Origin of the sequence: Peribacillus simplex NBRC 15720 = DSM 1321, from assembly GCF_002243645.1 — a bacterium.
GTDB classification, from domain to species: Bacteria; Bacillota; Bacilli; order Bacillales; family DSM-1321; genus Peribacillus; species Peribacillus simplex.
This window is the reverse complement of sequence record NZ_CP017704.1, coordinates 1,136,313-1,149,207: the sequence shown is the minus strand read 5'-3', so window position 1 is coordinate 1,149,207 and position 12,895 is coordinate 1,136,313. Positions and strand designations below refer to the sequence as shown.

The following is a 12,895-nucleotide window of genomic DNA, read 5'->3' as shown; positions in this document are numbered from 1 at the left end:
TCTTGGGTCCGTCCTTATTCTTAAAAAATGATGCTACCGGATTTTGAGTGAGGGAAAATCGTTGAGCCCTTACCACTCGGATCAAAATAGGCAAGCATGAACGATGGTTTCTCGACCATTGTTCCCTCAGCTAAATACGTTTCCAAATCAAAGGGAAGTGCCTCGAGCAATGTGTGTTTGTGTATTTCTTTTTCATTAAGTGCCAAAGCTGTGAAAGAGGAACCAAGCTGCTCAGGCTTATTCAGAATATCTTCATATATCTCTTTCCGCCCATTTTTATCTAATGAAGCTTCCCACCAAGGTTTACGTGGTTTGTATTTTTGATTCGTAAAATAATCCAATTTCATAAGCCCGATAATGTTTTTCAGTTCAGCGGATTCACGGGAAGCCAAAAACTGCTGTAAACGTCTGAACAAGTCTTCTAGCTGATGTCCGATTCGTGACCACCCTTGTTCATCCCAATAGGTACCGAAATCTTGAAAGAAGTCGAATGGTGATTGAAATACCGTTTTGACAAGATATTCCGTGGTATGATCCATTCTATGATCGTTCCAGTATTTTTCAAGGACATCTTCAACTTGTTTAATACGGACAATGTCATCAAAGGATAAAACATTATTTCCCAGGATTTCATAGGGAGCATGTTCGCTGTATATATATTGGTGTTCATCGGCACGTATCCGTAAGCCAGTGCCACGAAGCATCTTTAAGAAACCAAGCTGCATCTCTTCAGGTCTGAGCTCGAAAACATCATTGAAAGTTTTTCTGAAAGAATGATAATCTTCTTCTGGTAAACCGGCAATAAGGTCTAAATGCTGATCAATTTTCTGCCCTTCTTTTACCATGGTTACGGTTCTGGTCAGTTTTTCGAAGTTCTGCCTTCTCATTACTAGATCATTCGTATGATCATTCGTCGATTGTACCCCTATTTCAAAGCGGAACAGTCCTGCAGGGGCATTATCGTTCAAGAACTGGATAACTTCCGGACGCATGATGTCCGCCGTGATCTCGAACTGGAAAACCACACCGGGAAGATGTTCATCGATTAAGAATTGAAACATTTCCATGGCATAGCTTCGGCTAATATTGAAGGTTCGGTCAACGAATTTAATGGTCTTTGCACCATTAGACATAAGGTACCTGATATCTTCTTTAATCTTTTCACGATCAAAATACCTGACACCCACTTCAATTGATGAAAGGCAAAATTGGCAGCTGAACGGGCACCCTCGACTAGTTTCGATATAGGTGACACGTTTAGATAGGTCGCCACGGTCTTCCTCCAAACGATATGGAGAAGGGAGCGATTTCAAATCAACCTTGCCGTTCTGAGGCTGGATGATTTTTTTTCCATCCTGTCGATACGCAATGCCGCCGATCTTCTTATAGTCATTCGAACCTTCAATTTCAGATAAAAGGGCCTTGAAGGTGATTTCACCTTCGCCAATTACGATGAAATCAGCCCCGGGAATCTGATCAAGCCATTCCCCAACATCATAGGTGACTTCAGGTCCGCCGAGAATGATAACCAATTCTGGATTGATCTTTTTCAGCATGGCAACGACTTTCATTGTTTCCTCGATGTTCCAAATATAGCAGCTGAACCCTATGACATCAGGTTTTTTTGAATGAAGGTCGCCAACTATGTTCATAATTGGATCTTTTATCGTATATTCTGCCAGCTGTACATCATAATCTGGCTGGGCATAAGCTTTTAAATATCGGATGGATAGCGATGTATGGATATATTTTGCGTTAAGAGTACTGATTATTATATTCATGTTAAAGGGCGTAAAAGATACGCCTGGCTCCTTTCGTGTACATGTCTTTTTAAGCCAACAAGCACTAACGAGTAATTTTACCATAGCGTGCTCCATTTGAAAAATGAGTTAAGGTATTGAAGGGGAATCTTTTCAGCTTGAAAGTCTAAATGAAATGGACTTTAAAAAACGGATAAAGCAGAAAATGCTTCATCCGTTTTATTTAAAAAGCTTGTTTAATATACTCTTTCGTTTTAGTCATGAAACGTTTAGTTTTGGTCGCCTTCAATTCGATGATCGGCTGGGCCATGGTAGCGATCATTTCACTTGATAATAACACGGTAATCAGGAAAGAGAGGCCGGCGAGCATGATAAAGCTCTCTGTATTGCTGAAGTATTCCTGTATGGTGCTTTCACGGAAGAACCGAATGAAGAAACCATGCAGCAGATAGACATAAAGGGTTTGTTTACCCCAATTCGTAAAGAAATATTGTCTGCGTGGGATGAACGACAGGAAGCTGAACACTGAAATTATGCTCAATCCATAAAATCCTAGGCGTTTAAACATGGACACGATTGTCGCATCTTCAAGTTCGGCATATGGTTTCGAACCGAGCAGCCATTTATAATTGATATCGGTATTTAAATAAAAACCGATAAAAATCACTAACATAACACTAAGTGAAGCCAAACGAACTTTGGGAGTGAATAGTTTTTTTAAATGTTCCTTGCTTAAATGGTACCCGATCAAAAACATCGGGAAAAAAACGAATGTCCTGGAGAGACTAAGGTAATTGGAGATATTGTCAATATATCCAATAAATAATGCGATTAAAAAAGATAAACCTATGCCTACTGATGGCTTTAGCTTTGAGAAACCAAGCAGCATGATGTTCCAACAAAATAAACTGATCAAGAACCATAGCGACCATTGGGGGTCAAGCAGGTCTACAGTGATGGCAGAACGTTCATATAAGAAATAATAGTAAACGGTATATATCAATTGGAAAATGATGTAGGGTAAAATCAGCTTTTTAGTAATTTTACCTAAATACCCTTTTTGATAAAAACCTTTCGCAAAGAACCCTGAAACAAGGATAAAGGCAGGCATGTGAAAGGAATAAATGGTTTTATATAAAGCATATATCGTTTCACTGTCATGTATATACGTATTCAGCAAGTGTCCAAAGACGACAAAAGCCATGAGAATGAACTTGGCGTTATCGAAGAAAAAATCACGTTGTTTCATTGTTGCCTCCATTTAATAAATTTTTAAGGTAGCTAGAAAGCATTGTTATTTTTATACCCTAAATACCTTGTACGAAATCAATATTTATTAAATTTATTATAAAAACCTTAAATTAAGCTTAACGCTAAGTTTTACTGCATTCAATATACTATAATTTGATATATAGTAAAATTTTGGGATTGTATGATTGCGCCGATTTTCGAAAAGTACCGAGGAAAATCAAGATGGATGTCGAATAAAGTTGGTAAGTATGGGTTTTGATGAGGGGGGTTAATATGAATATCGGTTATGAGAATGAAACGGAATATAAACTGGAAATTTTAAAATTGAATAAACAGATCGAAGGGTTTTTGAACATTTTCAATTCGATGTCAGAACCTTTTATTAGGGTTGATGAGGAACTGCGTCTCACTTATGCCAATGATGCCGCTTGTGCCCTGCTGGAAACAGCGAAAGATCAGCTGGAGTCCATGAAGATAACTGATTTTCTCTATGTCATACCATTAAATAACCAGGAAGTGTCAAGTTCCCTAAAAACCTCGAATGAAAGTGAAAGGCAAATTATTCAGCTACATACTGGAGCCCTTAAGCAAATAGAGTTTATACGTATAGGCTCACTTACCGAAGGACAGCAGTTCTATCGTTTGGGGGATGTGACATTGGATGTTTCTTCTTCAAGGGAAACAAGGATGTCAAGGCAGATGTTTTTGGACATTTTCGATACAGCCATAGAAAGCATCGTTCTATTCGACAGTTCAGGAATAATAATGGAAGTGAACCATGCCTTTATCCATGTCCTGGGCATCCCGAAAAAAGAGATTGTCGGTAAGAATATGAGGGACCTCATATCCCCAGATTATAGGGGATATTGGGATGAGAGCATACAAAGAGCCTTTGATGGGTCGAACTTCAAAGGAGAGGTAGAGATAAAGGTTGGGGATGAACTTCATCATTTTACTTTTTCAATAAGTTCAACGGTAGGAAATGAATTATATATGTCGGTGCTTCGAAGAATTACAGAATCAAATATAATAGAAAAAAAGTTAGAGACGAGCGAACGGATTTTTGCGGAATTATTCGACCAGTCCATGGATGCGATCATATTCTGGAATGATGACGGGATCATTTTTCGGGTCAATCATTCAGCATGTAAAATATTCGAATCCAGCAGAGAGGATTTGATAGGCAGTTATATCTGGAAATACGTGTACAGCAATAATCACCATTTTGGTCAGATGATGGAAACGTTTGAAAGAGACACCCAGGTGCGGGGTGAGCTGATTTATAAAATGCCTAATAACCAAATTAAACTGCTTGAATTGACTGCCAAAAAACATGAAGGTGACGGATATAACGTAACAATCTTTCGAAATGTCAGTGAGCGCTGGCTGATTGAGAAGGAATTAAGGGATAGTGAGAAGAAGTTCAGGAAGATTTTTGAGGGAACATTAGACGGCTTGATTTTATGGAATCATGAAGGGTTCACGGATATTAATGAAGCGGGTCAGAAAATATTGGAGATTTCGAAGCGCAAACTGCTCTCTTTATCAGTAAAGGGATTCATCGAAAAAATTCCTAAAAATACTCCTGTCTTGAACGCTCACATTGAAAATGTTTATAAGCATGAGGTCTACTCTTCCATCATTCCGATAACATTCGAAGATGGAAGAGTAAAACATATTGAATTTTTGACGAGGAAAAATTTATATTCGAACCTGAATTTAAGCATTTTCCGTGATGTGAGTAAAAATCTCGAAATGCAGGAACAAATTCGAAAATCGGATACTTTGAATGTCGTTGGTGAACTGGCGGCCGGGATTGCTCATGAAATCAGGAATCCAATGACAGCCTTAAAAGGTTTTATCCAGTTGCTTGAGGATGGTGTTAAAGGTGAGTTTTCCACATATTTTCATGTGATTACATCCGAAATTAAGCGAATCGAAACCATTATCACGGAATTTTTGGTACTGGCAAAGCCACAGGCGCTAAAAATTTTCAAACAGGATGTTCATACCATATTGAGAGAGACACTAGAATTACTGGCCGCTCAGGCACTGTTGGAAAATATTCAATTCGAGACAGACTTTGAAGTAGATGAATTCAAAGTTTTATGTGAAGCGAACCAGTTAAAGCAAGTGTTTATTAACATCATCAAAAATGCATTGGAAGTCATGCCGGATGGCGGATCTGTTCACATTAAAACAAGCCGATTTTCAAAGAAATACGTTTGCATTTCAATTACCGACCAAGGCATGGGGATTTCAACGGAAATGCTAAAAAAATTGGGTGAACCTTTTTATACGACGAAGGATAGGGGAACCGGGCTGGGGCTCATGGTCAGCTATAAAATCATTGAAGAGCACAATGGCTATATAGAAGTGGAAAGCGAAGTGGGAAAAGGGACGAGCTTTCATATTTATTTGCCATTCGAGTAATGCAGTAGGGAATGTTCTAAACCTTAGTTAAGTTAACAGAAAGTATATGAAATTTTCATTATTTAATGGAGAATCCTTTATCGGATTCCTTTTTTTGTTCCATTATTTATTATCATGGAATCACAATTGAGGTTGTAACCATGAAAAATATTGTGCTTCCATTAAAGGGAAACTGGCCGAAATAATTAAGCGGAAACTAATAATTACATCCGAATTGTGGAAATTTAGAATCGATTTTCATAGATGGCTTCATATGATATCTTCCTAACCAATATAAGAGGTTTATGCTTAGAAATTTCCGTCATATCCTGTCTGCTGGTGGGTAAAGCCTTATCGCAATTTAAGAAGTTTTGTCTTTTTTTGCGAATCTATTTACATATAAGGCATATTTTGTAATACTTCTTTATTATAATGTAACTTTAAAAGGGCAGGAGTAGTGAATGTAGTTATGAATTCTAGGTGTGCAACGGAAATTTGTTCAGAGATTCGAATGAAGCGTTGGGAAATGATGGAGTTGGCCAAGATGTATGGACTAGGTCATGAGTATACCCTTCGCCAAAGTGAGCAGCTTGATAAACTAATAAATGAGTATTTGATCCTTCAACATCATTCATCAGTGGAAGTGAGAAATAAGCGAGAAGAAATGGTTGTTATTGTGCAGCAGCCCTTTAATGATGACATTACATTTTAAAGGGACCTGAATGCATGCATGACTTTTTAAATTAGCAGGCAGGGAGACATTCTCTATCCGATTTCTGGTGAATGAACCTTTTCAAACATATCATGAAAACAATTAAAGAAAGACTCATATACACAAGAATATATCTTTTGATTTTCCTATGGGTTTAAGGTATATATCGAGGGGAGGTCACCAGAAGGTGTCCTTCATGCATCGGGATTGGTTTAGAAGTCTTAATTTTTTTGAATGGATTTCACTGATAACTAAAAAGTAAGAGCTGACTCACTTGATGGAGCCAGCCATGGAAGTTTGGGAATTACAAAATTTCCAATAATATTACCATGAACAAAAGGCCGACAATGAAGGAATAGGTAGATGTGCGTTCATTACCATCCCCATGGCTTTCAGGAATCAATTCCTTATAAACGATGAAAAGCATGGCCCCGGCGGCGAAAGCTAGGCCATATGGAACCAGGAACCCAATGTAAGAGGTTAAATAATAACCCAGTAAGCCCGTAATTATTTCGATGGTACCGGTTAAGGTTGCTATCAGGAACGCTGTGAGTTTACCGATTTTTTGATTAATTAAAAACAAGGCGACTAGTAAGCCTTCCGGAGCATTTTGCAGGCCGATGGCAAAAGCGATCAAGTTACCTGTATCAGCAGTATCAGAGGCGTAACTGACCCCCACAGAAAGACCCTCAGGAATATTATGGAGTGTAATGGCAGTGATGATGAGCAAAGCCTTTTCATCGAACTGAATGCCACTTTTCGTATGGCTGAGATCGATATGAGGAATGTTTTGTTCCATGATCGTTAATGTCATTACCCCGAGAAAAACCCCAATTACTAGCTGAATATACCCTCCTGTGGCCAGAGACTCCGGGATCAGGCTCAATAACGAAGCAGCCATCATGATTCCAGCGGTAAATGCCAGAAGCGTGTCTCTGAATCGATGTGTGATTGAACCTTGAATGAACAAGATCGGTAACGCACCAAACCCTGTAGACATAGCAGATAGGATGCTGCCTAATAAAACTCCACTCATAAATTTCTCCTTTGTAAGGTACTTATCGTTACATACTTGTAAATTTTTGGGCGGAACAATAATTTATTGTATTTAGACATAAAGAATATGTTCCAGGAAAAAACCATTTTGCATCATTCTTCTGCATACCATTTTTTCAATGTTAGATCAGTCGGTAGCAATATGCTGATGATCCCCAGTAATGGCAGGAATCCTACTAGCTTAATCATGGATTCGATTCCAATTATATCTGCAATGGCTCCCAATGAAACGGATCCAATGGCACCCATTCCAAAGGCTAACCCTACAGTCAAGCCTGCCATCGTTCCGACTTTTCCCGGGACCAATTCCTGTGCGTATATTACAGTGACGGAAAAACTGCTCATTATAATGAATCCCGCTATCAATAATAAGATAAAAGCGGCTGTAGGAGGTACGAATGGTAAAAGTGCGGTTATTGGCATGCTGGCAGCGAAAGAAAAGAAAATGACATTTTTACGCCCGAATCTATCAGCAAGCGGACCTCCGAAAAATGTACCTACAGCACCAGCGGCTAAAAAGGCAAATAGGAAAAATTGTGCAGATTTTATCGTGAATGAATACTGCTCGATCAAATAAAAACTATAAAAGTTCGTCATGCACGATACATACCAGGAACGGGCAAAGATTATGAATAAAATCAATACCAGGGCTTTGGCCACTTTATGTGACCGCTCTTTATTGACTATTTTTGCAGCAAGCTTTTTAGGCTGGAAGTGAACTAATTTTTGAGAATACCACTTGGCAATATACAGCAATAGGATAACGGCCATTAGGGCAACCAGGGCAAACCAGAGTGCGCCTTTTTGACCAAAAGGAACAAGTATGATGGCTGTGATGAGTGGGGCAAGTGCCTGCCCACTATTCCCGCCGACCTGATAAATTGATTGTGCCAGGCCTCTCTTTGGTCCTCCTGCCATGTAGGCAACCCTGGAGCCTTCAGGATGGAATATGGCTGACCCTAAGCCCATCAAGATGACTGCACCAAGGATCATGGTATAATTTGGGGCAATTGCGAGAATGATGACCCCGATTAAAGTACTGGTCAACCCAATGGGCAACGCATATGGAAATGGCTTTTTATCCGTATAGAAACCAACTGCCGGTTGCAGGAGCGATGAGACGATATTCAGGCAGAATGCAATCATCCCCAGCTGAGTATACGTTAATGACATTGATTTTTCGAGGATTGGGAACATGGCCGGTACGACGGCCTGAAGAGAATCATTCATTAAATGGCATATGCCTATGATGATCATGATCTTCAAAGTCATATCTTGTTTTTGCGGTTTTGTTTTAATGGCAGCGATACTTCCCATCTGTATATTTCCTTCTTCCTGATTAAGATTTTTACCTATTCCATAAATAGATTCAAGAAGCATGCACCGTATGCATGACACCTTTAAATAACTCGGAATCGTTACTAGTCTTCATAAAAAAATGAAACTCTTCAAAGTATTGCTAAGGGTGGTCTTTTATCAGCGGTAAGCTGATTGTAACGGTTGTACCGTTCAGAGGTTTACTTGAAAACTCGATGGTACCGTTAAAAGATTCAATTATTCGTTTACACACAAATAGCCCTAATCCCGTTCCTTCCTTTTTGGATGTATAGAAGGGATCGAACACTTTACCTATATCTTTTTCATTCAGTCCTTGTCCGGTGTCGATAATCATGATTTTAGCCCATTCATTTTCATGGTGAATTCGAATCCTTAACTTTTTCCCAACTTCCATGGCCTCGAAACCGTTTTTGGCAATGTTGAGAATTACTTGTTTGAGTTGGTCCTTTGTACAATGAACCAGGATCGGCTCCTTTATGATATTCCATTCCACTTCAATATTGGAGTGACGTGCTTCTGATTCTATTATTGGTCTCAATTCAGCAATGATACTGCGAATATCATATAAGGATAAAGACTGGGCCATAGGCTTCCCTAAAATCAAAAATTCGCTGACGATACTATTGATCCGTTCAATTTCCTTCATGATGACAGAGTAATAGAACTGATCTTGTTCTTCAGGGTGTTTTTCAACCAATAACTGCACTAGCCCCTTTATTCCGGTAAGTGGGTTTTTTATTTCATGTGCAGTACTGGCAGCCAATGTACCGACAAAATCTATTTTTTTCCTTTCGTTTAGTAACTTTTGGTTTTTGGTATTTCTGCGAACGATCAGTTCCTCCACGATGGTATAGATCATGTGAGTGAAAAAGAAGGTGAAAAAGACAAGCATTAAAAATACATTCATGTTATTTGTGTTAATCTTGTCGGGCACTTTGACGGACAGTGTCCAATCGACTTCGGTCAAAGGAACATCCACCCATGTAGAATGTCCAGTGAATCCGTCGGTATTTATATCCAAGATTCGGGTTTTGTCCTTTGTTTCCAATATAAAGGTATGACCAGGGCTGAGCATTTTTAATATTTTTTCCATATGATCAAGCCTGATATGTGCCAATAAAAACCCTTGCACTTTTTTATCATGATCCAGAATGGGAGCAAAGATGGAAAAATAGTTGAAATCAGGGTTATATAGCTCCTTTGTTCCTACAACAACGGCTTTTTGAGTTTTTACTGCACGCTCAATATCATTTTGTTCAATTAAATAGTGATGATGGAAATTCTTATTCGTACCTGAAATGGAAACACCGTCGCGATTTAGCCAATATACTCCGGCATACCTGGAATCTGTATCTTTGATCCATTTCATAAGAAGTTCGGTTTTTTTGTCATCCATATAAAGCACGGAACTGCTAAGGCTAAGCAGCTCAAGGTTTTCCTTAGTTTCTCTGATAACTTGATCTATGTATTCTTGATAAACCGTTCCCGCCCATTCAGCTTGTTCCTGTCTTTCTTTTTGAAAGGAACGTTCTAAATGCATCCAATAAATGATAGAGAGAATAATTAATGGTAAAATAACAATAAGTAGATATGTGGTAAATTTATGCCTTGTTTTCATGTTTGTCACTACTTTAGCTTTTTTTTCAAGTATATCAAAATGAGTGATTAAACAATAGTGCATACTAACAGGGCAGATTGACAAAAAAGTCTTAATGTCATATAATAACTTTTAATTCAAGATATTTTAATTAAAAATTTTTAAGGTTGTGAAGTTATGGAGAATAATAACATCCAACAGTCTTTGAAACTGTTCATTGTGATGTCAAGAGCTCATCGATCCATTAATGATGTGGTAAATAAACATATAGCTGAAGAGGGTTTGAATCCAACTGAGTTTGCAGTACTGGAATTACTTTATCATAAAGGGGATCAGCCTCTTCAGCAAATAGGCGGAAAAATCCTGCTAGCGAGCGGCAGCATTACCTATGTCGTGGATAAACTTGAACAAAAGGAATATCTACAGCGAATAGCATGTAAAGAGGATCGCCGTGTAACCTTTGCAAAAATAACGGATAAAGGAAAGGCCTTTATTGAAGGAGTATTTCCTGAGCATGAAAAAAGAATCGATGATATCATGAGTGTACTTACGCAAGATGAAAAGGCCACCGTGATCGAATTGCTTAAAAAGATTGGGTATTCCGCTCAAAATTAGCTAAAGAACCAGCACCTGAATTTTACTATAGGTGCTGGTTTTTTATGTCTGATAAAACCTGAATTTGTTTCGAGGACATAAAGGTTTTTAATAACGCTGTGGCGAATTAAATTATATTACGATAACCGCGATAATGTTGAATGTGTCTTGAAAGCAATTCGATTGGATAACTTTCTCTGGATTATACAGGAAAAAATTTTTTATATCGTGAAAAGGAGCGTGTACATATGAAATTTAATGAGTATGAATATAAACGTCCTGAAATGGATGAAATTAAAACCCGGTTCATGAAAGCTTTGGAAAAGTTTACTGACGCTGCTAATGCTGATGAGCAAATAAAAGCCATGGAAGAAATAAATGAAATACGAAATTATGTAGGCACGATGTTTAATTTGGTCTATATACGGCATTCCATTGATACCAATGATGATTTTTATAAAGCGGAGAATGATTATTTAGATGACTTCTCCCCTGAAATGGAAGAGTTAACCTCAAAATTTTACAATGAACTCGTTCGCTCGAAATATCGTAAGGAGCTTGATGTGAAATGGGGAACTCAACTATTTGACCTGGCAGAGGCCCAACTCAAAACTTTTTCGCCCGAAATCATACCACAGCTGCAAAAAGAAAATAAATTATCAAGTGAATATTCACAATTAATTGCATCTGCAAAAATTCAATTTGATGGAAAAGAATTAACACTTGCGCAGCTTCAACCTTTTATGGAGTCCTCGGACCGTGAGTTAAGGAAAAATGCAAGTGAGGCATATTACGGTTTCTTTGAGGAAAAGCAGGAGGAATTGGATCGTATATTCGATGAACTTGTCAAGGTGAGGCATGGAATTTCGACAGCGCTAGGTTATGGGAATTTCGTGGAACTTGGGTATTATCGAATGACAAGGACTGATTATGATGCCGAAATGGTTGCTGCATTCCGCAAGCAGGTTAAAGAGGAAGTGGTACCGCTTGTCACCCGGCTGAAGGGACGTCAGCGCGAACGTCTTGGATTGGAGAACCTGAACTATTATGATGAGAATTTTCATTTCAGAACGGGTAATGCCATTCCAAAAGGCGATGCTGAGTGGATCATCGAAAATGGGAAAAGGATGTACCAGGAGCTTTCGCCTGAAACGAATCAGTTTTTCAACTATATGATAGATAATGATCTGATGGACCTTGTGGCGAAGAAAGGAAAAGAAAGCGGAGGCTATTGTACTTTTATAGAAGACTATAAAGCTCCATTCATCTTTTCTAATTTCAACGGTACTTCCGGGGATATAGATGTTTTGACACATGAGGCAGGTCATGCATTCCAAGTGTATCGCAGTCGTGATCTTGACATTCCTGAGTATTATTGGCCCACATATGAAGCGTGTGAAATCCATTCGATGAGCATGGAATTTTTAACTTGGCCATGGATGGAGCTATTTTTCAATGAAGATACGGAAAAGTATAAGTTTTCCCATTTAAGCGGTGCCCTCATATTCCTCCCGTATGGGGTAGCTGTCGATGAATTTCAGCATTTTGTCTATGAAAATCCTGATGCCTCCCCCGTTGAAAGAAAGCAGGCTTGGCGTAAGATCGAGATGGAATATTTGCCACATCGCGATTATGAAGGAAATGAATTCTTGGAGAATGGCGGGTATTGGCAGAGGCAAAGTCACATTTATCAATCACCTTTCTATTATATCGACTATACATTGGCCCAGATTTGTGCTTTCCAATTCTGGAAAAGGTCGACTGAAAAAGATGAAACGGCTTGGGAGGATTATTTGAATCTGTGCCAACTTGGAGGCAGCAAGTCCTTCCTTGATCTCGTTGAATCTGCAAATCTGAAATCCCCATTTGTTGAGGGGACTGTACAGTCCGTTGTTAAGGTGATAGACGAATGGCTCTCCACTGTAGATGATAAGGCATTATGAACTTTTAGGCTGTATGATACGAACTGGATACTTGAGAAAACGCTTGGAGATTATTCCAAGCGTTTTTTTTAATCTTTCAATGCTCAGAATTGTGGGCATGAAAAGTGCTGATTTAAGCCTCACAAAGAAATGCACAGGGAGTTACAGACTGCACAATGAGAGAATGTTAGCCAAAGAAAAAACAGCCGACGAAAGGAATATTGCTCGGCTTGTCTTAAATGTCTCTTCCTTA

Annotated in this window: 9 protein-coding genes; 4 read left to right on the top strand and 5 right to left on the bottom strand. The window is 38.7% G+C overall.

Annotated elements, in window-relative coordinates:
* Positions 1 to 20: 20 nt before the first annotated feature.
* Positions 21 to 1,781 (bottom strand): B12-binding domain-containing radical SAM protein, encoded by a 1,761-nt coding sequence (locus tag BS1321_RS05335; RefSeq protein ID WP_063232030.1) that lies wholly within the window; start codon positions 1,779 to 1,781, stop codon positions 21 to 23.
* Between the two features lie 202 nt (positions 1,782 to 1,983).
* Entirely contained in the window at positions 1,984 to 3,009 is a 1,026-nt protein-coding gene (locus BS1321_RS05330) for an acyltransferase family protein (RefSeq protein WP_063232029.1), read from the bottom strand.
* 275 nt (positions 3,010 to 3,284) lie between these two features.
* On the opposite strand from BS1321_RS05330, the gene BS1321_RS05325 reads away from it, so the two are divergent.
* Positions 3,285 to 5,444 (top strand): PAS domain-containing sensor histidine kinase, encoded by a 2,160-nt coding sequence (locus tag BS1321_RS05325; RefSeq protein WP_063232028.1) that lies wholly within the window; start codon positions 3,285 to 3,287, stop codon positions 5,442 to 5,444.
* Positions 5,445 to 5,892: 448 nt separating this feature from the next.
* Positions 5,893 to 6,135 carry an aspartyl-phosphate phosphatase Spo0E family protein gene (locus BS1321_RS05320; protein ID WP_063232027.1) on the top strand — a complete coding sequence of 81 codons (243 nt, stop codon included), beginning with the start codon at positions 5,893 to 5,895 and terminating at the stop codon, positions 6,133 to 6,135.
* A 304-nt stretch (positions 6,136 to 6,439) separates the two neighbouring features.
* On the opposite strand, the gene BS1321_RS05315 is transcribed toward BS1321_RS05320, so the two are convergent.
* The 3 genes from BS1321_RS05315 to BS1321_RS05305 form a co-directional block, all read right to left on the bottom strand.
* A complete protein-coding gene (locus BS1321_RS05315; protein WP_063232026.1) occupies positions 6,440 to 7,171 on the bottom strand; it encodes a ZIP family metal transporter in 732 nt (243 codons plus the stop codon).
* A gap of 113 nt (positions 7,172 to 7,284) precedes the next feature.
* Positions 7,285 to 8,508: an MFS transporter gene (locus BS1321_RS05310; RefSeq protein ID WP_063232137.1), complete on the bottom strand. Its 1,224-nt coding sequence runs from the start codon at positions 8,506 to 8,508 to the stop codon at positions 7,285 to 7,287.
* Between the two features lie 142 nt (positions 8,509 to 8,650).
* Complete coding sequence (locus BS1321_RS05305) at positions 8,651 to 10,147, bottom strand: PAS domain-containing sensor histidine kinase (RefSeq protein ID WP_063232025.1); 1,497 nt, start codon at positions 10,145 to 10,147, stop codon at positions 8,651 to 8,653.
* Between the two features lie 156 nt (positions 10,148 to 10,303).
* Here BS1321_RS05305 and BS1321_RS05300 point away from each other — a divergent pair, with 156 nt between their 5' ends.
* Both BS1321_RS05300 and BS1321_RS05295 read left to right on the top strand, forming a co-directional pair.
* Positions 10,304 to 10,741, top strand: coding sequence for a MarR family winged helix-turn-helix transcriptional regulator (locus BS1321_RS05300; protein ID WP_034314147.1), 438 nt, complete (start codon positions 10,304 to 10,306; stop codon positions 10,739 to 10,741).
* Positions 10,742 to 10,968: 227 nt separating this feature from the next.
* Positions 10,969 to 12,663 (top strand): M3 family oligoendopeptidase, encoded by a 1,695-nt coding sequence (locus tag BS1321_RS05295; RefSeq protein WP_063232024.1) that lies wholly within the window; start codon positions 10,969 to 10,971, stop codon positions 12,661 to 12,663.
* Positions 12,664 to 12,895 lie beyond the last annotated feature (232 nt).

Bases quoted from the DNA above. Each gene is read 5' to 3' on its own strand.
- BS1321_RS05320 (WP_063232027.1), top strand. From the start codon at position 5,893: ATGAATTCTAGGTGTGCAACGGAAATTTGTTCAGAGATTCGAATGAAG.
- BS1321_RS05325 (WP_063232028.1), top strand. From the start codon at position 3,285: ATGAATATCGGTTATGAGAATGAAACGGAATATAAACTGGAAATTTTA.
- BS1321_RS05300 (WP_034314147.1), top strand. From the start codon at position 10,304: ATGGAGAATAATAACATCCAACAGTCTTTGAAACTGTTCATTGTGATG.
- BS1321_RS05335 (WP_063232030.1), bottom strand. From the start codon at position 1,781: ATGAATATAATAATCAGTACTCTTAACGCAAAATATATCCATACATCG.
- BS1321_RS05310 (WP_063232137.1), bottom strand. From the start codon at position 8,508: ATGGGAAGTATCGCTGCCATTAAAACAAAACCGCAAAAACAAGATATG.
- BS1321_RS05305 (WP_063232025.1), bottom strand. From the start codon at position 10,147: ATGAAAACAAGGCATAAATTTACCACATATCTACTTATTGTTATTTTA.
- BS1321_RS05315 (WP_063232026.1), bottom strand. From the start codon at position 7,171: ATGAGTGGAGTTTTATTAGGCAGCATCCTATCTGCTATGTCTACAGGG.
- BS1321_RS05295 (WP_063232024.1), top strand. From the start codon at position 10,969: ATGAAATTTAATGAGTATGAATATAAACGTCCTGAAATGGATGAAATT.
- BS1321_RS05330 (WP_063232029.1), bottom strand. From the start codon at position 3,009: ATGAAACAACGTGATTTTTTCTTCGATAACGCCAAGTTCATTCTCATG.